Here is a 26,460-nt window from a genome sequence, read left to right as displayed (position 1 = left end):
CCATGACCCGTTTTGCGTCTTCATCCGACATCAATCGCTCTGCTTGTACCGTCGCGCTCGTGCTAACTATGTGCGCTCCGTTTGCATTGGCACCGACGATAGTGGTGGCCCAAGATCACTTCCTTGGCGCGAACGGAGGACCGTCGTTTGACGCCCAGATAGCAGAAGCCTCCAACAGGTTTGGCATTCCAGACACCTGGATCAGCGCCGTTATCGAGGTGGAAAGTGCGGGCGATCCGCGCGCGATCAGTAGTGCAGGCGCCATGGGCCTGATGCAGATCATGCCCGCCACCTGGGCCGGGTTGCGCCGAGCCCACGGCTTAGGAGATGACCCTTTTGATCCGCGCGAAAATATCCTCGCCGGAACGGCTTATCTGCGCGCTATGTACGACCGCTTCGGGTCGCCGGGCTTCCTTGCAGCTTACAATGCAGGACCTGCGCGATACGAAGATTTCCTCACTTCAGAACGCCCCCTACCCGCCGAAACGCGCAATTACCTTTCTGTTCTAGAGCCGATCATTGGTGCGCAGGAGGATGGTTCCCTTGCTGACGAACTGCCGCTGCGATCGCAGGACTGGCGAGAGGCACCGCTGTTTGCCGCAACTCCGATTGGGAGAATGGACGCAGGTGAAAGCAACCTCCAATCTAGTGACCAAGAGGGTCCGCGTGGTATATTCGTGTCTCCTACCGAGCAAGAAATGCCATGAGCACAGAGTTCGCATTGTGGCGTAGCCTCGCTTGCTCCGTCGGGCAGTTGTGCCTGAATGGACCGAAGCACGGGATCACAACAAAAGTATTGCAAGATAAAAGGCCTGGCACACGGGCCAGGCATGCGGTTGTTTCTTGGACCAATTTACCGTGCCGGCTCAGCACCAACCGTGCCGGCTTTTTCGACAAGCAACTGATCAAAAATCATTTTTGTGGTGCCTGCGCCTTTTGGCGAGGATCAGCACTATGAGCCGGGACGACAACTTCCGACCGCGCCTTGGCCGCATCCGTAGCAGCGACCCCTCGTCTCGCAGAGCGACCCGTTTCGTCGGCGAAGTCATGCGCGCCGCCCGCAAAGCAGGACACTCAGGTCAAACCTTCAACCGGTCACATAGAAGCGGCGCCACGGGAGGGCGAGGACGTTTTGCTCGTACCACCGCAAAGTTCACCAGTGCCTCGCGCCGCGTCGTCGTCAATGCCCGCGTGGTTCGGCACGTTGGGGCGCGCCGCCGCTCGGCTCCGCTCACCCAACACATCGGGTATTTGCAGCGCGACGGGGTCGGCAAGGACGGGCAACGCGCCGATCTTTTTGGCCAAGACAACGACACGCTTGAAGGTCGTACACTCTCGGCGACTTGGGAGGAAGATCGCCACCACTTCCGCTTCATCGTATCGCCCGAGGATGCCCATCAACTCGAAGACCTGCGCGCCTTCTCCCGTGACCTGATGGCCTGCGCCGAGCGCGACCTCGGCACGAAACTCGACTGGGTGGCGGTCGATCACTGGAACACCGACAACCCGCATGTCCACATCCTCCTGCGCGGCAAGGCAGACGACGGCCGCGATTTGGTCATCTCGCGGGACTACATCTCCCAAGGTCTACGCGCGCGCGCCGAAGATCTAGTGCAGCTCGAACTCGGTCCTCGAAGCGCGCGCGAGATCACCAGCGACTTGGAGCGCCAAGTCACCACTGAGCGCTGGACCGACCTTGACCGCGGCCTGCGCGCCTTAGCCGACGACCATGCAGGCATTGTCGATCTGCGCCGGGGCACTCCAGAACCACGCGACCCGGAGCTGCGCCGCCTAATGATCGGGCGCACGCAAAAACTGGAACGATTGGGATTGGCGACGCCTATCCTGCCGGCTGTCTGGGAGTTGAAGCCGGGTGTGGAGAAAACACTTAGCGAACTTGGCTTGCGCGGCGACATCATCAAGACCATGCATCGGGCGCTGGCCAATGGCCCCGACCGCGCGGATTTCGAAATCGCTATCGAAGGCACGCCCACGGCCCCGATTCTCGGTCGTCTCGTCGAGCGGGGCCTGCAAGACGAGCATCACGGCACGGCCTATGCGATCATCGACGGAGTCGACGGACGCGTTCATCACCTGCGGTTTCAAGACATCGCGGCCACCGGCGACACGGCCCATGGCGGCATCGCCGAGACGCGGCTGTGGACCCCGAAAGCGGGCGGTCGAGCGCGGCTGGCACTGGTTGGCAGGTCCGATCTGGACCTGTCCGCTCAGATCGGGGCCGAGGGCGCGACCTGGCTCGACCGATTGCAGCTGGCCCGTGACCGCGTGCCGCTCGGTGGATCAGGTTTCGGGGCGGAAGTGCGGGCGGCCCTTGATCGGCGCGCAGACCACCTCGTCGATATCGGGCTGGCCCAAAAGCAAGGCCAACGGGTGGTATTCTCCCGCGATCTCCTCTCCACGCTGCGCGCTCGCGAACTGGACGCGCAATCAGCCAAGCTCGTAGCGGGGACCGGTCTGATCCGCTATCGGCCCCACGAGGGTGACGCTGTCGAAGGGACCTACCGCCAACGCCTTTGTCTCGCCTCAGGCCGCTTCGCCATGATCGATGACGGACTTGGGTTCTCCCTCGTGCCTTGGACACCGCAACTGGACCGGCAACTCGGGCGCTCCGTTTCTGGAATGGTCTGCTCTGGTGGTGGCATCGACTGGACCCTCGGTCGCAATCGAGGCCTCAGCCGTTGATTGAAAGGAACGCCCATGCGCCGCACTGATACTTCGCCTGCCACCGCCATCCTCTGGGGACAAGTCGTGATTGTCAGCCTCGTTGTCCTCGCATTTCTTTGGGCCTCCACGCAATGGGTTGCCTTCCGCCTCGGACATCAAGCGGCACTCGGTCCGCCCCTGACCGATCTCTTTGGCTGGCCCATCTACCGACCGTGGGACTTCTTCCTCTGGTGGTATTGGTACGACGCCTACACACCCCGCGTCTTCATCGAAGGCGCGGCGATTGCGGGCGCCGGTGGGATCGCAGCGATCCTGGTCGCTATCCTCCTGTCGGTGCTGCGCGCCCGCGAAGCGAGCGATGTCAGCACCTACGGCTCGGCCAAATGGGCGACTGCTGCGGATGCCGCTGCAGCCGGGCTGCTCGGTGAGGATGGGGTGGTCCTCGGAAGGCTTGACCGGCGCTACCTCCGCCATGACGGCCCCGAGCATGTGCTGTGTTTCGCACCGACCCGGTCCGGCAAGGGCGTGGGCCTTGTCATCCCCAGCCTGCTGACCTGGTCCGGGTCTGCCATCGTCCACGACATCAAGGGTGAGAACTGGCAGCTGACCGCTGGATGGCGCGCACGAATCGGACCCGTGCTACGTTTCGATCCGACAAACGAGGCCAGTGCCGCCTACAATCCCCTCCTCGAGGTCCGACGCGGCGTCCGGGAGGTGCGGGATGTGCAGAACATCGCCGACATCCTCGTCGATCCCGATGGGCACCTCGACCGTCGCAGTCATTGGGAGAAGACCAGCCACTCCCTACTGGTCGGCGCAATCCTGCATGTCCTCTATGCCGGCGAAGACAAGACACTGGCCGGGGTTGCCACCTTCCTCTCCGATCCAACCCGCGGCATCAAGGCGACGCTCAACGCAATGCTTAATACGCCGCATCTGGGAGACCGGTCGCATCCGGTCGTGGCCCAGGCAGCCCGCGAGCTTTTGAACAAGTCCCCGAACGAGTGTTCGGGTGTTCTCTCAACCGCGATGTCCTTCCTCGGCCTCTACCGTGACCCTGTGGTTGCAACCGTGACGTCGCGCTGCGATTGGCGGATTGCCGATCTGGTCACCAGTGAGCGGCCGGTGACGCTCTACATCGTGGTGCCGCCCTCCGATATCTCGCGCACCAAACCACTGGTCCGGCTGATCCTGAACCAGATCGGCCGACGACTGACCGAACAGCTGGCAGCAACCAGGCAGCAACACCGGCTCCTGATCATGCTCGACGAATTCCCGGCCTTGGGCCGCCTCGACTTTTTTGAGACGCAACTTGCGTTCATGGCAGGCTATGGTCTGAAGGCGTTTCTGATCGCACAATCCCTGAACCAGATCGAGAAGGCTTACGGACAGAACAACGCCATCCTCGACAATTGCCACGTCCGCGTCGCCTTCGCGACGAATGATGAACGGACCGCGAAACGTCTGTCCGATGCTCTAGGAACCACGACCGAATTGCGCGCCATGAAGAACTACGCAGGTCATCGGCTTTCGCCTTGGCTCGGGCATCTGATGGTTTCACGGCAGGAAACGGCGCGTGCGTTGCTGACCCCCGGCGAGATCATGCAACTGCCATCCGACGATGAGATTGTTTTGGTCTCCGGCGCCCCGCCAGTTCGCGCCCGAAAGGTTAGATACTTTGCTGATGCTCAACTCAAGACGCGCGTGATTGCACCGCCGATTGACATTGCGCGGTCCCCACTCAAATCACCGATGGACGAATGGAGCGGGATGGCACCGATAGCCTCCCCAGAGAAAGACTCTGATGCCGCAAGTGCCGAAGATGAGGAAGGCGGCATCGGTCGAGCGCACGAGCTGTCTGGCAAGGAGAAAAACGCGCCGGTTCGTCCTGCGCATGAGACGGAATTCGAAGGCTTGGATGATGACACACAAGACAAAACGGCTTCCGCCCAAACAGTTCTCGAACGTGATCGCTCTGTAGCACGGATGGCAGCGATGGACCCGAGTGACGACCTGGGCATGTCGGATTAGAACCGATGGCAAAAATCCGCCTTAACGTTTACTTTGATCCCGACCTCTTCGACCAGCTTGAGGCCACAGCGACCAGCCGACGTGTCCCAATGACCCACATTGTCGAGACGGCGCTGGCCTCCTTTCTGACGCCCGATGAGGCAGATCAGCGCGAGGCGGCCCTCGTCCGCCGCCTAGATCGAATGACGAGGGCAATCGAACGGTTCGAGCGCGATCAGGAAATCGCAGGCGAGGCGCTGGCGCTCTTCATCCGCTTTTGGCTGTCCGCCATACCTCCCGTCCAGGACGACCTTCGAGAGGCTGCAATGGCCCAAGGAAAGGAGCGCTATGCAGGATTTGTAGAGACACTGGCGCGGAGGTTGGCGAAGGGGTCATCGCTGGCAAAGGAGCTGAGCCGCGACGTGAGACGGAATAAGACTACTACAGGGGGCGGTCTCTGACGACGAGCGTCAATCGAGATCGTATACTGTGGAAAAGTCTTTGTTGATCAGTGTATGAACTGCTGATTCAATTTGACCTATGAGTGCGGGGTTTGGTGATGTTGGGGCCGAGATAAGAAGCGCAAGCGGCTTTGGTTTGCGAGTTCTCGTTGGATGATCGCGATCGCCAAGATTACCCTCAGCGATCCATTGATCGGGTTTTTCGATCTGAGCAGCATTCGTGGTCATCCGGCCGATCTCTATAGGCACACAGGCCGCCCATCTATTGATCTGGAGTTGCTGCTCCTAAGGCTTCTGGTGGGCCATTGATTTAGTATTACATCCGAACGGCGGATTTGCGAAAAAGCGCATCTGAATCAGTCACACCGCTGGTTTTGCCGGCTCGATTTAAGCGACCGTATGCCTGACCATTTCACGTCCAAAGGAACCGGCATGGTCGTCTCCAGAATAGCAAACCGCTGCGCTATCTGCTCGAAACAACTGTTGCGCGCTGCAACACGGAAGGCTTCGTTAGTCGTCAACGCATAGCAATTGATGCCTGCTTAATTGAGGCTGATGCAAACAGCCAGTATTCTGCTCCCTGAGAAGAATGGGATCCGGCATGGGTTGATGTCGACGCTGCAAAGCGTGCCACTAGGGTGTATCTCGACGCGTTGGATGAAGCGGCCTTTGGTATCACGAGTGAAGTAAAGCGTAAGTTCATGTACTTTTCTGACCCCGCCAGTGAATGGACGGCAGCGCGTAAGGCGCCCGCATTCTTTAGCTGTTCCGACCGCTATCTGATCAATACGGATTACGGCGTCATCGTTGCCATCGAAGCGACTAGATCGATGCGGCAGGCTGAACTCGGCTAGACCAAGACCATGCAGACGCGCGCCAAAGACAAGCTTGATCTGGATCCCGGGCGTCTGACCGCCGATATTGCCTATGGATCTTGCCCGACATACGATTAGCCGTTGTATCGTAAGATCGCGCCCCGCATCCCGGTGGTCGACAAAGCAGCGCAAGCGGATGGAACATGGTCCTGCGCCGACTTTGAATCGGATGCCGAGAAAGCCAGCATATCTACCATCAAGGTCGAGCCCTTAAGCAGTTCCGCTGGCATTACTCCGGTCCCAACCGTAGTCCTGCTGGCAAAGGTGTGGCCAAGTACGAGGCCTTCAAACACACCTGTCGAGCGTGCCCATCAAAGATGAAGTGCTCTTCCAAAGCAGATGTCTGCAAGTTGACGCGCGACGAGCATGAAGATGCTCGCGATGTCGCCCGCGCCATCATATAAACGCGCCCGTACAAGATCTCATCAGGGCTGCGCAAGAAGGTCAAGATGATCTTCGCCCACCTCAATCGCATTCTGGGACTGGGTCGCCTCCGATTACGCGGACGATGTTGCGTAAACGACGAATTCCTCCTCGCCGCCGCCGCCCAAAACCTCCGCAAACTAGCAAAGATCGTTTCTGCATCGCAGCAAATGCGCAAAGCTTGATCAGAAAGTTGTTTGCGCTCAGTTCAAGCCGCTGCTTTCTGCGCTCGCAACACGTTGTCTTTCCAAAGAATTGGCTCGAAGCAACCGCTCGCTGCACTCACAAACCTATAATGTCTGGACGAGAATTTTCAGCCTAGTTGAAGTGAAAGCTGACCCGTGTGGCTGTGTGGCTCCTCATTGCACTATCTGGACTGAAGGGCGTCGTGAATCCTCTTTTGCTCAGGGTTAGCAATGATGATCGGATCATGGAGTGTTGCAACGAAAGGCGCGGTAAGTTCACACCTTATTGCAACATCGTAACCGCGTTGTTTTTAGGTTGAATTGCTGCCCAACCTCATCACTGCTGTAACTTGCGAGAAGCGTAAGCTAGACCCAGATTTCACATTGACCAAGCTTTCGAAGTTAAACGCTTCGAATTTAGAACTAAGCGTTAGAGGTTGATCCAACCTGCAAACCAAGGCGACGTGCCACGATTTTCCGCGTGCATATCTGCTAGTCACCACCGACGCCGATGGCCGATCGAAAGTATCTCCGGTTGAAGTGGTCACTCAACGCGAAACGGCGACTGGTTCAGGGCTTTGATCGACTGCACGTGGCATCGATGCGATTAAGCTAAACGCTACCATTGGGGTCCGCCCTGAGCGTAGGTAGCGAAGGAGCGATGTTGTTACCTATCTCCGAAAGAAACAGCCCGCCGTTCGCACGGCGCTCACGTTCCTTTCTTTCTAAGATGTCTTCAATTGGCTGCCCTGCCTCGGTTCTAAACCTTTTGCATACGAATACCTCTAGCAGCGGCATCAACTTCTCCCTTAGCTCATCCGATGATTCAGCATAAGCTCAAACGTCTGCTTGCTGATCAGCGCCAAATAACATGGTATGAAAGATTTGCTGGGAAAGAGCAGTCGACATCAACAGACCGACGGAATGCAGCGCTCTGAAGGATGCGGGATCATGATATCTCACAGCGTGAGGCGTGCGGGCTCGTTAGTGTCGATCCGAAGACTGTACGGTATGATCGTCCACCGGACAGCACTGACATACGCAAGGAGATGAGGAAGATCGCTGCAAAGCAGCGTCTGTTTGACTACCACCGGATCGGCGTGGTTTTGGAGCGCGAAGGGTACGTCTTGAACCACAAGTAGCTATATCGGCTGTGCGCCGACGAAAGGCTGAGCGTCGTGCAACAACGAGATCGCAAGCGAGCCCGAGTTTCGCGGACGCCAATGCCCGAGGCCCCAAAACCGGGTGAACGTTGGTCTTTGGACTTTCTGTCTGACACCTTTGGCGCGTCTCGCAAGTTCCGCATTTTGGCGGTGAACGATGATTGCTGCCGAGAGAACCTCTGCCTGATGGCTGACACCGGCATCTCGGGTGCCCGTGTGGCGCGGGAGCTAAACGCATTGGTTCGGGTCTATGGAGAGCCCGCTAGCATTGCCTCTGACAACGGCACCGAGTTCACTAGCCGGGCAATCCTAAAATGGACCAGTGAGTATGACGTTGAGTGGCATCACGTTGATCCGGGCAAGCCACAGCAGAACGCCTTAATCGAGTCATTCAACGGTAGCCTACGGGACAAGCTGGTGAACGAACAGCTGTTCGACAGTCTGGATGACTCCCGGCGAAGGCTGGCAATTTGGCGATACGACTACAACAAGGTCGGACCGCATTCAGCGCTCGGCTTCCAAACGCTGACACAAGCGCGCCGTATGCTTGAGCAATTCGAGCGCGCCGAGCCCGACACGCTTGCCCAAACCGACGACGGCGAACAGGACGACAAAACCCGAAGCCTCTCGTTATGAAAGAGGGAGTCTTGGAGGGCAGGTCAGGCGGTAGGCGGCTTCGAGTGATCTAGCTCGTAGTTCGCAATGCCAAGCTACCGACTCAAGCCGCGGATTGTGAAGTTTCAATAAAAGTTACCCTGACTTAATCGACAGCTAACTTCTCCAACAGTAAAAGAAGTGTCTTCTGATCCGCCTCGTTTAACTTCTCAAGCATTTTCTGTTCGGTCGCCACATGTGTTACAACCATCTTATCAGCAAGATGCCGTCCTTCATCTGACAACGAAATTGCAACGGATCGCCGATCTGTCTTTAGATTTTCTCTAATGAGCAATCCGCGCGCTTCCAAACGGTCTAGTCTAGCCGTCATTGCAGCTGTTGAAAGCATCATGTCCTGCGCCATTTGGGACGGCTTCATGGGGTTATTGCAACCATTGCGCCGCAGGGTCAGCAGCACATCCATGGCCGCAAAATCAAGATCGTACTGCTTCAAGTTTTCGCTGACCCCTGCATTTAGCCGTTTTCCAGCCCGCCAAACAGCCCCGCAAACAACCATGCAACTCGGATCAATGTCCGGGCGCTCGCGCTTCCACTGGCCCAGGATCTGACTCAAGTCCGCCCCTTGCTTTTTCATTTGTACCTCGATATTTTATATTTCGATATGGAAATATTTGACGTGTTGACACAATGCGCCGCTTACCATCGATATCTGGAGCAAGGCAATGATCGCGACAAAAGCTTCACGAGCACAACGCGACTGGGTTGTTGCGATAGCAAGCCTTCTTGCCGCTGGTGCACTGCTTGGCCTGTCCACCAACATGGCCAAATTGGCGGGTGAAGCTGATCTAACGCCACTGGCGTTTCTTACATGGTCGATATCTGGTGCCGCTGTAGTTCTTTTCGCTGTTGGCGCCGCGAAGGGTCATTTGCCGGCGATTAATCTCAGGACCTTAGAGTATTTCACCGTTGCGGCGTTCGTCACAGTTGCAGGTTCCAACATGATCTTTTTCTCAGCGGTTCCACTGGTCGGTGTTAGCTTCGTGACACTAGTAATCACTCTACCACCGCTGCTGACCTACGTTGGTGCTTTGCTTTTGCGAATGGAAGCATTTGATTGGCGACGAGCGGCCGGCGTCGTGGCAGCACTAATAGGGGCCGGCTTCCTTGCCATAAAGCAACTCAATACCCCAAATGCACCTGTCTTCTGGGTTATGCTTACGCTCCTTGGTCCTGTCCTGTTGGCGATCGGCAACATCTATAGAACTATACGTTGGCCGGATGGCGAACGTGCGGATGCGCTAGCCCCAGGCATGTTACTGGCCGCTGCGGCTATGCTTTTCGCCGTAGCGTTATTGCCGGGATTTTCAGCGAAGGTTCCTCTTGTTGCCGCTTGGCCGATTTTCTTGATCATGGTCCAAGCCATCATCTTCGCCGCGCAATTTCAACTGATGTTTATTCTTCAAAAAGCCGGCGGGCCGGTGCTTTTGAGCCTGCTAGGCGCCGTCGGTGCGGTAGTGGGTGTTCCAGTTGCCATCCTACTTCTGGGCGAGAAGCCACCAGACGGTCTAATCATCGGTTCTGTCCTCATCGGCCTTGGCATCGTCTTTGTCGCCACCAGCCAGAAGAAAACTCCTGATCTCAAAAAGGCAACGCAATGAGCAAGAGTGTCGATCCGAAAACTGGTCTCGTCATCCATAACCCCAGCGACATGTTCGATCCTGCACCGCTGGCTTTCTCGCACCTTGCCGTCGCGCCTCCTGGTGCACAAGCAGTCTGGGTGGCAGGGCAAAGTGGTGGAGCCGACAAAGGTGACTTTGCAGATCAGACACGCGTGGCACTCTCGAGCATAGCTACAGCGATGCAGGCCGCAGGAGGTGACATCAATGGGGTCGCGAAGATCACCGTGTATATCGTAGATCACAACAGGGAAAAACACCGCGTTCTGATCAAAGCCGTGAAAGCCGTATTCAAAAATCGGCTGGCACCTGCATGCACCATCGTGCCTCTCCAGCAGCTTGGCACTGATCCAAAGATGCTGGTTGAGATCGAAGCATTTGGGATTGTTCCGCCGCGAAAGTCGGAAACCTAGCAGATGGAGAACCAGAGGTCCGCGCAAAAGTTCGAAAATACCGACTGCAAAGCTAGCCCTGCGATAGGCAGGGATTGCTATAGGAAACTGCTTTGATGGAGCAGAATCCCGATCATGGCAGCGGCGGGTGGTCTCGCGGAATCCGATCTTCCGCATCATGTGCATGGGCAATCGCTGATTGTACATCTTTTGGAATTTCTGCCAAATTCAACACTACTTTACCGTCATGAACGGATTTTATCTGCTCCGCGGTAATGCGCTGTTCACCGAAACCCTCAATGTAAATCGTAATATGATCCGAGGCTGTTTCTCGAACGGCGCCGATGCCAACTGCCCCTTCCTTACCAAAGACCTGCCATTCGCGCTGTATTTCTTCCAGTTTCATACCATAATTCCGTTTCGTTGTTTTGATTTTCAATGTTGTAGAGCGCCACGCCGACAGTGTTCTTATAGTCAATTTTGGTGCAAACCACGAAATTTTTCCGCACAGAATGAAAATGAAGCGCCACGTCAGATCGTGCCAAGGGGAACGTGATGCTGATTTTCGATCCTAAGGACATCTTCTATCTCATTGCCGGCATGGCATTCTTCGGCCTTACTGTGCTGCCGATGATGTGCGGGATCAGATTGATCAGCGTACCCACTCTGTATGTGGCGGTTGGGATGGTGATCGGACTGCTTGCCCCTGCCATGGACTTCATTGATCCGATGGCAGGGGAAGGTCCGCGGGTTTTGCTGGAGCATATGACCGAACTGATCGTGATCGTGGCCCTCGCAGGAGCCGGGTTGGCCGTGGATCGGGTGGCGGGACGCAGCGAGTGGCAGCATACATGGGTTTTGCTGGGCGTTGTAATGCCGATCACTGTCGTCATCGTTGCCTGGATCGCTATGAGCTTTCTCGGCCTGTCTTTAGCAGCTGCCGTACTGTTGGGCGGATGTCTGGCACCAACCGATCCGGTGCTCGCACGGTCTGTGCAGGTCGATGGTCCCAACGAAGGCGAAGAAGACGACGTACGCGTGTCGCTTACCACCGAGGCAGGCATCAATGACGGATTGGCGTTTCCGGTGATCTGGCTCGCTGTCGTTCTAGCAGGGGTTACTGTCACGACCGATCGCTGGATCACGAGCGATTGGTTCGTAGGCTGGCTTACGCTCGATGTCTTCTACAGGCTCACTGTGGGCGCGGCCGTTGGGTGGGCCGCAGGCTGGGCATTCGGAAAGATCGTCCTGAGCCGTTGGGGCGATTCAGCGACCGGTGGGGAGAATGCCGGTCTGGTCATGATCGCCAGCACATTCATGGCCTATGGTCTCACCGAAGCCTTCGAGGGCTACGGGTTTCTGGCGGTCTTTGTCGCGGCGCGAACGGCACGAGGCCTGTCGCGCGGCGACGACTCTGACGAGTATGTGACTCAACCGCACCGGTTCTCGGATCAAATCGAGAAAATTCTATTAGCCATCCTGCTTCTCTGGCTGGGCATATATGCCGTCTCCGGCATTCTGGACGAGACAACTTGGGCAGAAGTTATGCTTGCCGTGCTCTTGATTTTTGTCATTCGCCCGCTGATTGGTATCATCACCCTGTGGCCCACGCGCGGCAGCTTGCTCGAAAAAGGTGCAATCGCCATGTTCGGCATCCGCGGCATGGGCAGCTTTTTCTATATCGCCTTTGCGCAGGGCCACGGCGAATTTCCGCAAATCGAATCGGTCTGGCGCGTAGCGATCCTGACCGTCCTTATATCTATCCTGATACACGGCATGCTGGCTCCTCTTGTCATGGAGCAACTGAGATTGCGACGTAAAGCCGCCCAGGCTGGCGATGACCGCGAACCGGGCGTGGCAAGATCTTCCTGAGTGGCACACATTGAAAAGAAGACGTGATGCGTACAACGAACAATAACTGGCCCGACATACCCTATGACAGTTGGAGGGACACTTCGGACCTGTTGCATCGATGCTGTCAGATCGTCGGCAAGTACCGCCTAGCACATGCTCCTTGGATCAACCACGCTTGGCACGCGACCCTCTATGTGACGCCACGCGGTCTCTCAACGGGGCCGATCCCTGACGGAACCCGCTGCCACACGCTATCCTTCGATTTCTGCGACCATAAGATGGAAGCGCTTTCGGATGATGGAGCGCGCAAGCAGTTCGCTTTGAAAGACATGAGCGTTGCAGATTTCTACAGGCAAACCAAAGACTTGATCGAAAGTATGGGTGGAGAATTCGACATTCACGGCGCGCCTAACGAATTAGACGACGCGACACCTTTTGCTGTGGATACAACGACCCGTCCTTATGATGCCGATGCGGCGGCACGCTTCCATGGTGCCTTGTGTCAAATCGACCGGGTATTTTCACATTTCCGTACCGGATTTCTTGGCAAGGTCTCGCCCTCCCATCTGTTCTGGGGGTCGTTCGATCTCGCCACGACACGGTTTTCCGGGCGATCTGCCCCTCTGCATCCTGCAGGGATACCTAATCTGCCAGATGAAGTCGCCCGGGAGGCCTATAGCCACGAAGTCTCTTCCGCCGGATTCTGGCCGGGCGGTGGCGGGGTTAATGAAGCGATGTTCTATTCCTACGCCTATCCTACGCCGGACCGCTTCGCCGATCAAAAGATCAAGCCTGCAGAAGCTTGGTTCGACAGAAGGCTCGGTGAATTTTTGCTTCCTTATGCAGCCGTAAGTGACAGCGACGACCCGGACGCGACCTTGTTGGAATTTCTGAAAACTACATACGAGGCGGCCGCCAACTCGGGCAAATGGGATCGCGCTGCGTTGGAATGTGATTTGGGAAAGCCAGGCTTTCCCCGTGCAATTGAAAGGAGTTGACTATGATGGGTCTTTTGCAGCCTCTGATTCAATCTTTTTTCCCAATGGGTCAAATGACTTCAGGACGGTATGAACCTCACCTCCAAGATCGGTTAAGCCGTAGGTGACCTTAGGCGGGATCGTCGCTTCCTGTTTGCGCCAGATCATGCCGTCCTCCGCTAACTCTTTGAGTCGGCTCGACAGAACCTTGGGAGATACTGGGGCGAGACGGCGCTGAAGCATTGTAAAGCGCGCAGGGCCGTTTTCACCTAGGAAGTAGAGAACATGGGTTTTCCAACGTCCTGCGATTGCCCTTAGGACGGGGTCTGCTGGACATGCCTTGGCTAATTCATCTGGTGTCATGGATTTCCCCACGGCGGAAAAAATCTGGTAAGTCACTATCCAAAAGGTAACGACTTACCAATTCAGTAATAAGAGCTACATTAGGATTAAAAGCGAGACGAGAGAAGGATGCTGGCAATATGAGTTGGAGCCCCTGCCCCGACCCGACACTTGGCGACCGCGAGAGCGTGAACGCTGTCGAAACGCTGATCGTGCCGCGCGCCGTCGATCTAGGAGAGATGACGGTCCGCCGCGCGCTCCCCTCGACCAAACGTCAGATGATCGGTCCTTTCATTTTTTTTGACCAAATGGGGCCGGCGGAGTTCCTGACCGATCAGGGCATCGACGTGCGTCCACATCCACATATCAACCTCGCCACCCTGACCTATCTCTTCGAAGGTGAAATCCTCCATCGGGATTCGCTGGGCACCGAGAAGACGATCAAGCCCGGTGCGGTCAACTGGATGCAGGCTGGCAAGGGCATTGTGCATTCCGAGCGTACCTCGGAAGAAAAGAAGCGCAACGGCCAGCGGTTGTTTGGTTTGCAGACCTGGATGGCCTTGCCCGAAGATCAGGAAGAGTCCGACCCCGCGTTCATACATCACAGCAAAAACGATTTACCAATTTTCGACGGGGACGGCATCAAGGCCCGCATCATCGCGGGCACCGCGTTCGGGGAGACATCGGCACTCAAAACCGCATCCGAAACGCTCTATGGCGATGTGGAGCTTCAGGCCGGAAGCCAGATACCTATTGATCCGTCTTATGAGGAACGGGCGCTTTATACGATTTCCGGCGAAATCGAGATTGCAGGTGATACGTTCGAGAAAGGTCAGCTTCTCGTCCTTCGACCCAGCGATGCGATTACGGTGAAAGCAAATACGACAGCGCGGTTCATGCTCTTTGGCGGTGCACCGATGGACGGCCCCCGTTATATCTGGTGGAATTTCGTCTCTTCACGTGCCGAACGCATAGAGGCCGCCAAAGAAGAATGGGCCAAAGGTCAATTTGATACGGTTCCAGGCGATGAAGAAGACTTCATCCCCTTGCCAGAAAGCAAGAACGAACGCCCTCGCCGCGCCACGGGCGGCGTCGTCTATCCCTGACTTTGAAAGGTCATTTCCATGACACAGACCATCCCCGGACTGCACCACGTCACTGCCATCTCTGGCCCACCTCAGACAAATGTCGATTTCTATGTCGGAACGCTGTTGCAGAGGCTGGTCAAAAAAACCGTCAATTTCGACGCGCCCGACACTTATCACCTCTACTACGGAAATCAGCGGGCGGAACCTGGAAGTATCTTGACGTTCTTTCCCTTTGCAGACGCCGGTCCAGGACGCGCCGGTCCGGGCATGGCAAGTGCCGTCGCCTATAGCATCCCTAAGGGCGGCCTGAACGCCTGGATGATGGCGTTTGCCGAAGCCGCAATAGACTTTGATGGACCCGCAGAACGGTTCGGTGAGCAAATGATCGCCCTGACCGACCCAGACGGGTTGCGGATCGAATTGATTGAAACTGAACGCGGGACAGCCGAGACCAAGATACCCGAAGACGGCCCCGTCGACAGTGGGTTCCATTCTGTCACGCTGTGGCTGGACAATCCCGACCGAACCGCAGCGCTCTTGACGGATGTTTTTGGTTACAGCGCTTCGGGTGAGGAAAAAAGTGGAGACGAGAGCCGTTACCGTTTTTTGGCCGAAGGCCATGGTCGTGGATCAGCCGTGGATCTGATAACTTCAAATGTCGCATCCATAGGCAGACAGGGCGCCGGATCAATCCATCACGTTGCGTTTCGCGCAAAGAACGACGACGTGCAAATGGCCTGGCGGGAAACACTGCGCAGCAAGGGCTTCGACGTAACACCTCAGATTGATCGCCAATACTTCAACGCAATCTACTTCCGCGAACCCGGCGGCGTTCTGTTTGAGATTGCGACCGATCCGCCAGGATTTGCCACAGATGAACCGATGGACAAGCTGGGTGAAGAGTTGAAGCTCCCCGACCAACACGAGCGTCTGCGCGACCAGATCGAGCGCGTCCTGCCGCCGATCACTATTCCGAAGGGTGCGGCCCAATGAACAATGATCCCCATGGCGGTGGACAGGTGCTGAGCGCTGGCGCTCCTTTGACCCGGGCGCGTCTGGCGATGATCATGCTGCACGGTCGCGGTGCTGGCCCAAGCGACATGCTGGGGCTGGCCGAACACCTTAGCTTGCCCGATATTGCCGTGCGCGCGCCCGCGGCGGCTGGAAACTCCTGGTGGCCAGACAGTTTTCTGGCGCCACTTTCCTACAATGAGCCGGGCCTCTCGTCTGGTCTAAATGTGATCGAGAAAATTTCAAACGAACTAGAGAGTGAAGGATTTGGACCGGAAAAGACTGTCATCCTCGGGTTCAGCCAGGGAGCCTGCCTCGCACTGGAATATGCGGCCCGAGCGGGCACACCCTTCGCCTGCGTCGCGGGATTGTCTGGCGGACTGATGGGAACCGGCGATGGGAATGGGAAGCCGGAGCTGGACCTTTATCACCAGATCGAAAAAACGTTCGACTATGACGGGGCGATGAACGGCACGCCGGTGCTGCTCGGATGTCATGAACAGGATCCCCACATCCCTTTGGCGCGGGTCAAAACCACTGACAAAGTTTTTGCCAGCCTCGGAGCGAATGTCACGACTCAAATCTATCCCGGTCAGGGCCATGGCATCGTCGCGGAGGAAATCGCGGCCTTGCGCGCCATCTTCAACACATGAGGATGGCGGCCTTCGCGTGAAATCAGCCTATGGGTTGATCGGCTTCATGTTCTGGCGGCTCAACGCCGTCTGAACGCCTTCGTCCCTGTCCATCATGTCGCGATGCGCTTCCAGCGACGGAAAATTGCTGATCGACAATGGCGTCATGTCGATCCAACGGGTCAGAACATAGAGATAGGCATCCGCAAAACTACGGTGTCCCAGATACCAGTCACCATCGCTGGCGGCCAATGTCTCATCCATCCTGGTGTAATGATCGGCAAGTTTCGCGTAGGTTTTTTCCTTCACCTCATCCTGCGCAGGATCGCTTTCCGCAAATCCTTGCGGTGCGAAATGTGGGCCATAAGTGGCATGCACTTCGCTGGACATGTAAGACAGCGCCTCCAGTTCCTTTCGAGCCAACGCCGAGTCAGCCTCGAATCCATCGTCGGCATTCAAACCGCCGATCCAATGGAGGATGGCCACCGCTTCGGTCAGCACATCACCGTCATTGAATTTGACGGCCGGGACCTGACCGCGCGGATTAATGGCGAGGTAGTCAGCCTCTTTATGCTCTCCACGCTTCAGATTATGGATTTTGATATCTGCCCCTTCCCACGCCACCGCGATGTTCGGGGCAAGCGAACAGGTTCCCGGCATCGTATAGAGTGTTGGCATCGTTTTTTCCTTTTGTTTGGGCTTTGGAAGATGTCTATCTTTGGTGGTCATCGGCCTTCAATTCCGCCCCATAGTGGATGGCGTCACCGCGAATTTCGTCGTCGGACAGCCAGAGTTAGTGAATGAGCCGGTGCCAAAAAACCCATCTTCCATCCTAGCATACTTTGCTGTCTTCATATTCGGCCAGTTGTCGTAACCTGTCTCGTCCGCCATGGTCTCGGTCTCAATGCAAAGACCGCACTCTGTTGTGGCATCGCTGTCAGTCTAAACGACACTGACAAAACTGCCAAAAGCGAGCCACTTGGTGTTATCTGTTTTATTCTGCTAAGTCTCCAACATGGTTTCTTGCACAGTAGACATGCAAGGCGTGAGTTCCACAGATTTGCCAGGTAGCAGCGTTCGCGCAGCGCGTGCGAAATTCAATTTCGCCGCGCCGTTTTACCGCGTCGCCAATCCGAACGAGGAAGTTCCAGTTTCGAATCGGGTATCGAGGTGCTCATTGTCATCCGGATTTCCCTCAAAGGTAACGCTAATGCATCAGGCCGGCGCGTACTAAATGGTATAGTGAAGGGTGCAGCGATCAGTGCTCACTCTGCAGACCGTTCCAGGCCGCAGGGGCGATCCTAGTAATAAAGAATGCGACCACGATTTTCCTACCAAGTGCACACCTTCGTCAAGCGGAAGAGTCGCCACCGGTACGTCTGAAAAAGCCCAATAGACCCGAGAAAACTGGATAGTAAAGGACCGCGCTGCTCTTGCAAGAAGAACAAAATAGCCGTTGGCCCGCACAGACGGAACTTCGAACAACGATCAGAGCGAAAGAGCCAGATCCCGATGGAACTGTAGGTGAGAATTGTGGAAATAAGATCCTGGCCAGCATGCCGATGGCCGCTGCCGTGAATACTCCAGGCTTAAGGGCGTCAGGGCTGAGATCTTCAGACCTGTGTAGGGTTCAGACAGGTTGCCGATTGCCAATAATACCGGCTCGCAGTGCAACAAAAGAATCTGGAACTCCGACACGTCCAGCAGAGAAAGCTGAAACACGGCTAAGAAAACTGTCCGAGTCAAAGTCGATGCTACCTCACTCGCCCACAAGGCATCGTAACGTTAACTCCCAAGAGAAGCTCTTCCACTTAGGCAGAAAACGGACGAAATGCGATTGTCAGCACGAGAAAGCACGCACCAAATCGTTAGGCGGTGTAGAGAACGATCAGCTTGGAAGCCGCCGCAGTGATAAATACCCCTACAAAAGAATAGCGAACCGTCGGGTCTATCATCGGCCATATCCCACCCCGTACCGACGCTATCTACCACAATACAATTCCGACACGGAAAATTGGATGCGCCAGCAACTCCAGCGGAGGCAACCCGCAAGTTCTCCCAGCCTCTGTCTTATTTGGGCTACCTCCAGAAAACGGCGCACGTCACGGACTTTTGGGGTCACTCTGCCGCGCTGGTAACGCCGAGTCGCTACGAAGGTCCCCGCACAATGAACCCCACAGTCTTCTATTTGGTTACAGAGATTGTGTCGCGCAGGATGAAAACACATCTTGATCGCCTCAAAATTTCCGGGGCTGTTTTGCGTGAGCTTGACGCCAAAGACCGTCGCGAGACAATGGTCTCTGACGCGCAACGGCTTCGCCCTTACCGAATTGATAGCGAGACGCATAGCGAAAACTTTGCGAGGCGTCTGGCCGACGTCACAAAAGATAAACAACTTGAGCTGACAAGACTTTTGGCGAAATTACCGAATGGTCTTGATGGTAATGCAGGAACCGTGACACGCTGATGACGTACGAGATGAAAGCAATAGGCACATGAGCAGTTCACTTCCCTTACCCTGCACGGGTCTGGGCATTGCCACGGAAAACGTAAGCGACAATATCGACAAGCGTGGCACGCTAGTCGCCACAATTTTGGGTTCCAGTCTCGCCTTTATCGTCGGCTCTATCATCAACGTCGCCTTGCCACAGATGCAAGCAGACTTCGAAGTTGGTCCGACAGGAGCCCAGTGGATCGTAAACGCCTATCTTCTGCCGCTCGGCGCATTCGTTCTGATCGGTGGTGCTCTGGGTGATCACTACGGTCGAAAACGTGTGTTTCAGCTCGGTCTGGGCGTTTTTGCAATCGCTTGTATGCTCTGCGCAGTAGCGTGGTCTTTTCCGGTTTTGCTTGCCGGTCGCGTACTCGAAGGGATCGGGGCGGCGATGATAGCTCCCACATCACTGGCCATCATCGCGGACGGCTTTTCAGGCAAAGAGCGCGGGCAGGCAGTCGGAACCTGGGCCGCTGCCGGGGCTGCAGCAGGAGCAGTCGCCCCCTTGGCAGGCGGCGTTATCGTCGATCTCGCAGGTTGGCGATGGGCATTTGTCGCGGTATTCCCGATCTCGCTCTATGCCATGCTTGTCGCCCACCGTTCTGTGAGGGAAAGTTTGGCCAGCAAGAACCAGACCGCACCCCTCGATTGGCTCGGGGCAGCCTTGTCGTGCGCAGGGCTGTTTGCCCTGATCTGGGGTCTGATCGCGGCTCCCGAAAGAGGCATGACCACTGGCGTTATTGCGGCCCTTGGCTTCGGCATCACAGCGCTTCTAACCTTTTTAAAGGTCGAAGCGGACAAGGGTGATCGTGCCATGACACCACTTGCGCTATTCGCCAATGCGACCTTTTCAGGCCTCTCAGTCTTGACGTTCTGCCTGTACGCTGCCTTGGGCGGGCTGATGGTTTTGCTACCCTACGTGCTGATCGAAGACTTGGGGTATAGCGCCACGGCGGCGGGTGCCGCGATCCTCCCATTTCCGCTGATCCTAGGGCTACTCTCTCGCAGCGTTGGCGGTGTAATGACTGAGAGATTTGGCACTAAAGCGCTTCTGGTTTTAGGATCCCTGCTCGTCGGAGCAGGTTTCTTGCTGTTCGCGCAGGTTCCAGCCGACACTGTCAGCTATTGGAGGGACATTCTACCCGCGCTCGTCATCTTGGCACTTGGGATGGCGGCATCGGTTGCCCCACTTACAACAGCCGTCCTCGAAAGCGCTGGTGATAGGTACTCGGGGGTAGCGTCTGGCATCAACAATGCTATTTCACGAATTGCGGGGCTGATCGCTACTGCGTTACTTGGACTGGTCCTCATCGCATATGCCGATAATCTTGCCGTGGGTTTTGCACTGTCAGCTTGGGTCGGTGTGGCATTGGCTTGCCTAAGCGCGGTGACAATTTTTTTCTCTATGGATCGAGGCTAATAATCCATTCGGCGCGAATACACTATTCAAATGCACCTTAGACAAACCGGCAGGATACCTTTGGTATTACGATGTCCATTGTCGTAGGGCCTCGTAAGGCGTAAGTCTGTTGTGAACGTTCTGGCCAGTCGAATTGGTAAAGGCCTTCCCCTTGCTTGTTCCAGTTTTGCTTCGAGACCGACGTCGTCTTTGTATGCAGGCAGCCGGTAGAACTCCTGTTTATCTGCGCGGTGTGATCGTGACCTGCTCCCCTGAAAAGTCCGGCATTTAGAGTTAGCCTGTTCTCCAACGAAGGAGACAGACATTGAAGAGAAGCCGTTTCAGCGAAGAACAGATCATTGGCATTCTGAAGGAGTATCAGGCTGGGCTTGGTGCGAAAGAGCTGTGCCGTAAGCGCGGGATCAGCAATGCGACTTTCTACAAGCGGCGGTCGAAGTATGGCGGCATGGAAGTGTCCGACGCGCGTCGGTTGAAGACGCTGGAAAGCGAGAACGCCAAGCTGAAGAGAATGCTGGCCGAGCAGATGATGGATGTGGCGACACTGAAAGACATGCTCGGAAAAACTTCTGAGACCTGGTTCAAGGAGGAATGCTGTGAACTGGGCCATGAAGACCAAAGGTTACAATCAACGCCGCGCCTGTGCGTTGGCCGGGATCGATCCGCGGGTCTACCGGCGCAGGTCGAAGCGTCCAGCGAACACGGAGCTGCGCGCCAGGATGAAGGAACTAGCGTCCGAGCGGCGTCGGTTCGGTTATCGCCGCCTGCACATGCTGCTGAAGCGTGAAGGCTAGGAGGTGAACTGGAATAATCTGTACCAGCTCTACCGCGAAGAAGGGTTAACCGTTCGTAAACGAGGCGGACGCAAGTGCGCAGTGGGCACCAGGACGCCTATGGCGATCCTGCAGGGACCGAACCAGCGATGGTCGCTCGACTTCATGTCTGATGCGCTGGAAGACGGAAGGCGGTTCCGTGTGCTGAACGTCATCAACGACTTCAGTCGAGAATGTCTGGCCGCTGTGGTCGATACATCCATTGGTGGCGCGCGTGTCGCCCGCGAACTAGATCGGATCGCAAACTGCGTGGCTATCCCTGCCTGGTGGTCTCGGACAAGGGCACCGAACTGACAAGCAACGCGATGCTGAAATGGCAGGAAGACCGTAAAGTCGGCTCGCATTATCTCGCGCCCGGAAAGCCCATGCAGAATGGCCTCGTCGAAAGCTTCAACGGCAGGATGCGCGAAGAATGCCTAAACGAACACCTGTTCCCATTTGTGCGCCACCGGCCTCACTCCAGCCTCGCTGGTCTGACGCCATTCGAATATGTTAATCGGTCAGAAGAGGACCAGACCCTAAACAGAGCCAACTTATAAACGCGGACCCTGAGGGGAGCAGGTCAGATCGCTCTACCCCGCCCTTCAATTATGGCTTGCCGGGCCTCATTTGGGCATGCCTGACGACCTTAACCTCGACATGAAAATGGGACTTCGTCCGAAACTCACGGTCCAATGGGTTCGGATCTCACGAATGTTTGGATGAATGGTTAATGAAGTCAATCGTGCTGGCGTGAGTGCATCGCTTTGCAAACCTAAAGAGCGCGAACTCTGGTTGCGTCGTTAATCACAGTGCACTTAAACTAACGCACGTGATGGCCAACTCTGCCTTTCAATGTCAGCTGCTTAACGTCGACCGGAATGTGGTGTCTTGGCAGCCGCTTCTGAGACTGGTTGGTTTGAAGCTTGAGCATCCGCAGGTCCTCGGGAGCCGGTTGAAGCCATTGCGCGTAAGAATGCATTATCCAATTTCCAAAATTTTGGTTGTGGTAACGTAGCAGGTATATAACGACCTTGATCAACCCATTTGCGAAATTGCGGCGAAGGGTATGGGACCATCTCAACGAACTCAGCCGGTATTTGATTTGCCGGTTTTTTTGGAACCGTATTGGCATTGATTAGCCTGACGTCGCCATGTTCTCGAAAACCTCTGAGCCGGCGATGGAAATTGGATTTGCCAAACCCAAAGCATCGACATGCCTTTTGTACATCGCCAGCCATCGTGTCTTTTGAGGGTCATTTTGTTTGCGTAGGATCTTGCGCCAATCTTTCGACATCTACTCTACCGCTGTCCCAAATTCTGAAATTTACAGTAGGTGCCCTGCGCGTCCATACAAGTCTGCACCAATGCGCTACCGCGCGAGTTGGTAGCCGCTGATTTTAGGCAGCTACGCTAAATGATGAGATTGGGAGGCGCTTTACTATCTGCCGACAAGGATGCATCGGTTTTTTTTGTAGTTTAAGGAGACCGTTTAGCCGTATATCAAAGTGAAAAAGACTACGCATTGTCCACTCCCCCAAAAGCATCGTTTCAACTCTTGCACCATTAGCCCAAATAATTTCGTGATTATCGAGAAGAATATGGTGGTAAGACACTTCTCGCCGCCCTCTCGCTACGCGGAACGGTCCGCCGAACTGCTTGTAGAGGTTCTTAGCGCTTACCAAGACCTCCCTTCCTGAGCCATCATAACTCGAAGTTGGCATTAGCAATCGGTGTTGAGGTGACACGAACAAGTCAGCTTCATTTCCTACTGCACCTTTTCGGACTCTTATTGGCAATAAGTGGCTTGCAACCCTCAAAACCTGGCTGCTCAGTACCTTCGCACCGACCCATTGGATCGACTGAAACCCATTGTCGGCCGTACAAACCATATCACCCGGCCTTAAATCTTCGACTAAACGCTGACCGCTTGGCGTGTTGATCAATGTACCTTTCAAGAAGCAAGGAACGGATGACGCAACCAGAGATACGTTGTCTATTACGATACCAGCACTGTCTACGGGGCCTACCTCCTCGAACCTGATCACGTTGTCACCGGGCTCGCCGACAACGACGAATTCGAAGCTATCAAAGGAATTCTGATCGCCCGATCCTCCGGAATACGTGTGAATAAGCGTGTTATTCCAGTAAACATTCAGCTGATTGGACCCGTTGTCCCGCCACTCAGAAAGATCATATGAGAGATCATAACTTTGACCATCTTGGACACCGGCAACAACCTGAGAGATGTCCATGTTCATACCGACCTGATCGGAATCCAGCCAGAACTGACCATCTGATGCGTTTTGCCCGACATGACCGGACCGCACGATCTCGAAATCACTGCCGTTTGCGTCAGTCCAACCATTCGGTTGCCCTGTGAAGCCGTAGGCAGTCTCCGTGAGTCCGGTGGTATCCTCAAAGGACCCGTTTACGATCAGATTGGTCATTCTTTGCCTCGCGAACCGGCAGCTGAAATCCGCCGTTGCCTCACAATCCCACTGTATTTTGACAACATAGGTTCGAAAAAATGAAAAAGCTGTGAAGCCGACGTCAATGACATCTATGAGAAAGGGCACACAAGAAGGACTTGTCACGACCTCTATGCCGCGCACCACTGGGCCAGACAAAAGATGCTAGCAATCTGCTCTGATCTTCGCTGGGGTACAGGATAAAACCTTCGAGAACGTCGTCGTCATATGCGCTTGATTTGAAAAGCCACTCATATATGCCACCTCGCTGAGCGATGAATTGGTGGACGTCAAAAGTTGCTTTGCATAGTTTACGCGCTCGCTCAGGATAAACTTATAAGGAGACTTTCCTAGCCTGGAGCGAAAAACGTCGGCAAAGTGAGGCGGGGACCACCCAATAGCATCCGCAACTCGGGCAACCTTCAATTCTTGATCAGAAACGTTGTCGCGAATGAAGTCGCAGGCTTTCTTTAACTTTTCGTCTGTCAGGTCGCGTTTTCGATCAGTGATACTGCCCCGACCGTTGGTGTTCGTCGTAGCTATAGTCTTGAAATGACAGAATAGCCGCGCAGAGAACCCTAGCAAAAGAGCTTCCAGCGTTAAGGTGTCTACCGCTGAAGAGAAATGATAACAGTTCGAGATCTCCTCAATCGCCGCTTGAGCAAATCGCCCCGCCGCGAAGTCTTGTCGATACTCATGAAATGTTTCGCAGGTCGCATCAACGTTGAGCGGTTCAATCCAGTTAGCTAGCGTCTCTGCATTTACCGACATGATAAGACCGGGAAGCGGGTTTTTGAGATTTAGATATAGCTGTGTGCCCGCCGGATAAAAGGACATCGAGTCTGTCGGCATGACAATACGCGAAGGTCGATCGGAGTTGCAGGCGCGGACGGCTTCGCAACGCGCCTGGTTGAAATCCACAACCGCATCATCAACCGCAATTTGAGCATCGATGTTGCCCGGCGGCAAATAAAACAAGGTGGCGCCGCCACTAGAAACAGAAAGCTCCAGTGGTGGTGGTCCAAATTGCTTACCTTTAATGACGTAACCCACAAGCCTGCCCCTTAATTTGGGACGAGCCTATTGCTCAACTTTAAGGCACAAATGTGAAAAATCTGGAACAACTTTCAGAAATTTGTATGCTTCGCACCATATGTGCTAGTTCGAAGCCCCGCATGTACGGTCTTCAAGCGACTCTCTGGTGGGGTTGGTGGGCTTGATAACTATCGCCCACATGAGCGCCGATCTGCGCGCGCTTCATGACTGGCAAAGCTCGTTCACCGTAGCTCTCCTGCAATGCGCGTTCCGATTGAGCGCCAGTTGCTGCCAGCAAGCTCAGTTTCGATTGGGCCGATATCATCTGCAGAGCGCAAGGGCCCGGGTAAAAGCTCTCGGACAAGACCCCATTTGCCCAAATCATCGAGTGCTCAGGAAGAAGCAGGTGGAAGTACTCAACTTCTGACCTCCCAAATGCAACATGCGCCATTGAGCTTTGCTGCGCGATATGCTTCGCGCGTGCGAAGTGACGTTCTCCGTTGCAGTCCAAAACGATGCAATGCTGCGAGGACACCAAAAGAGGTCTGGTGTTTCCCAATGCCATCGGTTTGATCCTGATGGGCCTGAGATCGGAGTTTTCTGCCAATTGATCGTCCGTCAGCTTCGTGGACTCCAGCCAGAGAATTGGAGCACTGTTGCCGTTCTCGACGACAACTCGGTCACCGATTTTCAGGTCTTCAACAGCAACCTCTCCCCTCTCCGTAAGAATGAAGGTGCCGCGGAGATAGCAAGGGATGCCGATTGAGTTCAGCTCTTGAACTGTGTCCACATCGTCAACGTGGACACCGACGAGACGAATGCTCTCGCCATTGGTGAAGGTGAGGATCGCGTCGGCATCAGGATCTGAGCTTGCGCCGGAAACGGACACATCCCAGACGTCGACGGGATCTCCTTGATCGTCCAGCAGACCGGACACATCCAGTTGATCGTTGGTAAATCCGTCGCCATCATGATCGCCCAGATCGAAATCTTGGATGACATCGTTCCCAGATCCTCCGACGAAATAAAACGTATCATCTCCAAGACCTCCTGACATGGTATCTTGACCAGCACCGCCTTGCAGCCAGTCATTTCCACTGCCACCAATCAGGGTGTCATCTCCACTGTTGGCTGACAGAACATCATCCCCGTCTCCGCCATCCAAATGATCGCGCCCGGTCTGAGTTTCGAGCGTGTCGTTGCCGTCGCCGCCACCTATAGTGAAGTTATTTGGGCCGACACCTTGGAGAACATTGTCCACAGAGGAACCGATGATCTCGACATCACCATTTGATGCCACAACATTTTCGATGTTCGAGATCGATCCTGCGCCGAAATAACTGGCTATTGTGCCAGACTCAAGATCAATGACCTGGTTCAGTTCAGCTTGGCTGATCAGCGTATCTATACCGTCCCCACCGTCGTAGTCCCCGGCATTGTTATTCAGAATTACCTCGTCATCACCGGCACCTAGGTTGACGTAAGGACGGTAAACCGTGACGCCCGAAAGAGACTTGAATACGTCATCTTGATCCGATAACTCGAGGATTTCCACGTTTGTGAAACTGTCTGAGCCTGTGTCGCCGCCAACTACGTAACCCGTCTGACCACTGCTTGGTATCGTTACCGTCACTCCAGTGGTTGAACCAGAATAATCCAACACGTCATTGCGTGAAGCGCCGCCGTCAATGACGTCATTGCCGGAGCTGGCGATGATCATATCATCCCCGCCATTCCCGTTGATGATGTCGTCATCGACAGTGCCATTGATGCTGTCGTTGCCATTGGTTCCGTTGATGTCAGCCATGAGATTTCTTCTTTTTCTGGACTTGAAGGTGGGGT

General features: G+C 55.3%; 20 protein-coding genes and 3 pseudogenes. 16 read left to right on the top strand and 7 right to left on the bottom strand.

Features of this window, described 5'->3' with window-relative positions:
- Positions 1–2: 2 nt before the first annotated feature.
- The 6 genes and pseudogenes from V8J81_RS00610 to V8J81_RS00585 all read left to right on the top strand — a co-directional run.
- The gene (locus V8J81_RS00610) at positions 3–707 is read left to right on the top strand and encodes a lytic transglycosylase domain-containing protein (RefSeq protein WP_368473815.1); all 705 of its coding nucleotides are present in this window, start codon (positions 3–5) and stop codon (positions 705–707) included.
- A 484-nt stretch (positions 708–1,191) separates the two neighbouring features.
- Positions 1,192–2,703 (top strand): relaxase/mobilization nuclease domain-containing protein, encoded by a 1,512-nt coding sequence (locus tag V8J81_RS00605; RefSeq protein ID WP_368473814.1) that lies wholly within the window; start codon positions 1,192–1,194, stop codon positions 2,701–2,703.
- Between the two features lie 15 nt (positions 2,704–2,718).
- The gene (locus tag V8J81_RS00600) at positions 2,719–4,716 is read left to right on the top strand and encodes a conjugal transfer protein TraG (protein ID WP_368473813.1); all 1,998 of its coding nucleotides are present in this window, start codon (positions 2,719–2,721) and stop codon (positions 4,714–4,716) included.
- Positions 4,717–4,721: 5 nt separating this feature from the next.
- Entirely contained in the window at positions 4,722–5,156 is a 435-nt protein-coding gene (locus tag V8J81_RS00595; RefSeq protein ID WP_368473812.1) for a CopG family transcriptional regulator, read from the top strand.
- Positions 5,157–5,287: 131 nt separating this feature from the next.
- Positions 5,288–6,639, top strand: a pseudogene (locus V8J81_RS00590) (transposase).
- 833 nt (positions 6,640–7,472) lie between these two features.
- Positions 7,473–8,438: pseudogene (locus tag V8J81_RS00585) on the top strand (IS3 family transposase); the annotation flags it as partial.
- Positions 8,439–8,562: 124 nt separating this feature from the next.
- Here the strand turns inward: V8J81_RS00585 and V8J81_RS00580 are convergent.
- On the bottom strand, positions 8,563–9,051 hold the full coding sequence (locus V8J81_RS00580) for a MarR family winged helix-turn-helix transcriptional regulator (RefSeq protein WP_368473811.1): 489 nt from the start codon (positions 9,049–9,051) through the stop codon (positions 8,563–8,565).
- Positions 9,052–9,139: 88 nt separating this feature from the next.
- On the opposite strand from V8J81_RS00580, the gene V8J81_RS00575 reads away from it, so the two are divergent.
- Together V8J81_RS00575 and V8J81_RS00570 are read left to right on the top strand one after the other, a co-directional pair.
- Positions 9,140–10,075 (top strand): DMT family transporter, encoded by a 936-nt coding sequence (locus tag V8J81_RS00575; RefSeq protein WP_368473810.1) that lies wholly within the window; start codon positions 9,140–9,142, stop codon positions 10,073–10,075.
- Positions 10,072–10,506 (top strand): RidA family protein, encoded by a 435-nt coding sequence (locus V8J81_RS00570; protein ID WP_368473809.1) that lies wholly within the window; start codon positions 10,072–10,074, stop codon positions 10,504–10,506. Before V8J81_RS00575 ends, V8J81_RS00570 begins: the two co-directional genes overlap by 4 nt.
- Positions 10,507–10,618: 112 nt before the next feature.
- On the opposite strand, the gene V8J81_RS00565 is transcribed toward V8J81_RS00570, so the two are convergent.
- Positions 10,619–10,891, bottom strand: coding sequence for a hypothetical protein (locus tag V8J81_RS00565; RefSeq protein ID WP_368473808.1), 273 nt, complete (start codon positions 10,889–10,891; stop codon positions 10,619–10,621).
- A 149-nt stretch (positions 10,892–11,040) separates the two neighbouring features.
- Here V8J81_RS00565 and V8J81_RS00560 point away from each other — a divergent pair, with 149 nt between their 5' ends.
- Positions 11,041–12,357, top strand: coding sequence for a cation:proton antiporter domain-containing protein (locus V8J81_RS00560; protein WP_368473807.1), 1,317 nt, complete (start codon positions 11,041–11,043; stop codon positions 12,355–12,357).
- 26 nt (positions 12,358–12,383) lie between these two features.
- The gene (locus tag V8J81_RS00555; RefSeq protein ID WP_368473806.1) at positions 12,384–13,337 is read left to right on the top strand and encodes a DUF5996 family protein; all 954 of its coding nucleotides are present in this window, start codon (positions 12,384–12,386) and stop codon (positions 13,335–13,337) included.
- On the opposite strand, the gene V8J81_RS00550 is transcribed toward V8J81_RS00555, so the two are convergent.
- A complete protein-coding gene (locus tag V8J81_RS00550) occupies positions 13,338–13,679 on the bottom strand; it encodes a winged helix-turn-helix transcriptional regulator (RefSeq protein WP_368473805.1) in 342 nt (113 codons plus the stop codon). It abuts the gene before it with no gap.
- A gap of 119 nt (positions 13,680–13,798) precedes the next feature.
- Here V8J81_RS00550 and V8J81_RS00545 point away from each other — a divergent pair, with 119 nt between their 5' ends.
- Genes V8J81_RS00545 through V8J81_RS00535 form a run of 3 tightly spaced genes read left to right on the top strand, consistent with a single transcriptional unit; the run spans position 13,799 to position 16,410 of the window.
- Positions 13,799–14,764: a pirin family protein gene (locus tag V8J81_RS00545; RefSeq protein ID WP_368473804.1), complete on the top strand. Its 966-nt coding sequence runs from the start codon at positions 13,799–13,801 to the stop codon at positions 14,762–14,764.
- An 18-nt stretch (positions 14,765–14,782) separates the two neighbouring features.
- Positions 14,783–15,739, top strand: coding sequence for a ring-cleaving dioxygenase (locus V8J81_RS00540; protein WP_368473803.1), 957 nt, complete (start codon positions 14,783–14,785; stop codon positions 15,737–15,739).
- Entirely contained in the window at positions 15,736–16,410 is a 675-nt protein-coding gene (locus V8J81_RS00535) for an alpha/beta hydrolase (RefSeq protein WP_368473802.1), read from the top strand. The genes V8J81_RS00540 and V8J81_RS00535 overlap by 4 nt, the downstream gene beginning before the upstream one ends.
- A gap of 27 nt (positions 16,411–16,437) precedes the next feature.
- Here the strand turns inward: V8J81_RS00535 and V8J81_RS00530 are convergent, their stop codons facing one another.
- Positions 16,438–17,067, bottom strand: a complete 630-nt coding sequence (locus V8J81_RS00530) for a glutathione S-transferase N-terminal domain-containing protein (RefSeq protein WP_368473801.1) — start codon at positions 17,065–17,067, stop codon at positions 16,438–16,440.
- 1,489 nt (positions 17,068–18,556) lie between these two features.
- On the opposite strand from V8J81_RS00530, the gene V8J81_RS00525 reads away from it, so the two are divergent.
- The 3 genes and pseudogenes from V8J81_RS00525 to V8J81_RS00515 all read left to right on the top strand — a co-directional run bounded on the left by V8J81_RS00525 (position 18,557) and on the right by V8J81_RS00515 (position 21,672).
- The gene (locus V8J81_RS00525) at positions 18,557–18,856 is read left to right on the top strand and encodes a hypothetical protein (protein WP_368473800.1); all 300 of its coding nucleotides are present in this window, start codon (positions 18,557–18,559) and stop codon (positions 18,854–18,856) included.
- 28 nt (positions 18,857–18,884) lie between these two features.
- Positions 18,885–20,303 carry an MFS transporter gene (locus V8J81_RS00520; RefSeq protein ID WP_368473799.1) on the top strand — a complete coding sequence of 473 codons (1,419 nt, stop codon included), beginning with the start codon at positions 18,885–18,887 and terminating at the stop codon, positions 20,301–20,303.
- A gap of 304 nt (positions 20,304–20,607) precedes the next feature.
- A pseudogene (locus V8J81_RS00515) lies at positions 20,608–21,672 on the top strand (IS3 family transposase).
- 840 nt (positions 21,673–22,512) lie between these two features.
- On the opposite strand, the gene V8J81_RS00510 reads toward V8J81_RS00515, so the two are convergent.
- From V8J81_RS00510 to V8J81_RS00500, 3 genes are all read right to left on the bottom strand, one after another.
- Positions 22,513–23,562: a Hint domain-containing protein gene (locus V8J81_RS00510; protein WP_368473798.1), complete on the bottom strand. Its 1,050-nt coding sequence runs from the start codon at positions 23,560–23,562 to the stop codon at positions 22,513–22,515.
- Positions 23,563–23,748: 186 nt separating this feature from the next.
- Positions 23,749–24,636 carry a helix-turn-helix domain-containing protein gene (locus tag V8J81_RS00505; protein ID WP_368473797.1) on the bottom strand — a complete coding sequence of 296 codons (888 nt, stop codon included), beginning with the start codon at positions 24,634–24,636 and terminating at the stop codon, positions 23,749–23,751.
- A gap of 133 nt (positions 24,637–24,769) precedes the next feature.
- Entirely contained in the window at positions 24,770–26,425 is a 1,656-nt protein-coding gene (locus V8J81_RS00500; RefSeq protein WP_368473796.1) for a Hint domain-containing protein, read from the bottom strand.
- Between the last annotated feature and the right edge of the window lie 35 nt (positions 26,426–26,460).

It is taken from the genome of Gymnodinialimonas sp. 202GB13-11 (assembly GCF_040932485.1).
Taxonomy (GTDB): Bacteria; Pseudomonadota; Alphaproteobacteria; order Rhodobacterales; family Rhodobacteraceae; genus Gymnodinialimonas; species Gymnodinialimonas hymeniacidonis.
Note: the sequence above shows the minus strand (reverse complement) of the source record. Positions and strands in the feature narration are given on the sequence as shown.

Bases quoted from the DNA above. Each gene is read 5' to 3' on its own strand.
- V8J81_RS00500 (WP_368473796.1), bottom strand. From the start codon at position 26,425: ATGGCTGACATCAACGGAACCAATGGCAACGACAGCATCAATGGCACT.
- V8J81_RS00575 (WP_368473810.1), top strand. From the start codon at position 9,140: ATGATCGCGACAAAAGCTTCACGAGCACAACGCGACTGGGTTGTTGCG.
- V8J81_RS00580 (WP_368473811.1), bottom strand. From the start codon at position 9,051: ATGAAAAAGCAAGGGGCGGACTTGAGTCAGATCCTGGGCCAGTGGAAG.
- V8J81_RS00600 (WP_368473813.1), top strand. From the start codon at position 2,719: ATGCGCCGCACTGATACTTCGCCTGCCACCGCCATCCTCTGGGGACAA.
- V8J81_RS00610 (WP_368473815.1), top strand. From the start codon at position 3: ATGACCCGTTTTGCGTCTTCATCCGACATCAATCGCTCTGCTTGTACC.
- V8J81_RS00595 (WP_368473812.1), top strand. From the start codon at position 4,722: ATGGCAAAAATCCGCCTTAACGTTTACTTTGATCCCGACCTCTTCGAC.
- V8J81_RS00545 (WP_368473804.1), top strand. From the start codon at position 13,799: ATGAGTTGGAGCCCCTGCCCCGACCCGACACTTGGCGACCGCGAGAGC.
- V8J81_RS00535 (WP_368473802.1), top strand. From the start codon at position 15,736: ATGAACAATGATCCCCATGGCGGTGGACAGGTGCTGAGCGCTGGCGCT.
- V8J81_RS00530 (WP_368473801.1), bottom strand. From the start codon at position 17,067: ATGCCAACACTCTATACGATGCCGGGAACCTGTTCGCTTGCCCCGAAC.
- V8J81_RS00510 (WP_368473798.1), bottom strand. From the start codon at position 23,562: ATGACCAATCTGATCGTAAACGGGTCCTTTGAGGATACCACCGGACTC.
- V8J81_RS00540 (WP_368473803.1), top strand. From the start codon at position 14,783: ATGACACAGACCATCCCCGGACTGCACCACGTCACTGCCATCTCTGGC.
- V8J81_RS00555 (WP_368473806.1), top strand. From the start codon at position 12,384: ATGCGTACAACGAACAATAACTGGCCCGACATACCCTATGACAGTTGG.
- V8J81_RS00550 (WP_368473805.1), bottom strand. From the start codon at position 13,679: ATGACACCAGATGAATTAGCCAAGGCATGTCCAGCAGACCCCGTCCTA.
- V8J81_RS00570 (WP_368473809.1), top strand. From the start codon at position 10,072: ATGAGCAAGAGTGTCGATCCGAAAACTGGTCTCGTCATCCATAACCCC.
- V8J81_RS00520 (WP_368473799.1), top strand. From the start codon at position 18,885: ATGAGCAGTTCACTTCCCTTACCCTGCACGGGTCTGGGCATTGCCACG.
- V8J81_RS00565 (WP_368473808.1), bottom strand. From the start codon at position 10,891: ATGAAACTGGAAGAAATACAGCGCGAATGGCAGGTCTTTGGTAAGGAA.
- V8J81_RS00525 (WP_368473800.1), top strand. From the start codon at position 18,557: ATGAACCCCACAGTCTTCTATTTGGTTACAGAGATTGTGTCGCGCAGG.
- V8J81_RS00560 (WP_368473807.1), top strand. From the start codon at position 11,041: ATGCTGATTTTCGATCCTAAGGACATCTTCTATCTCATTGCCGGCATG.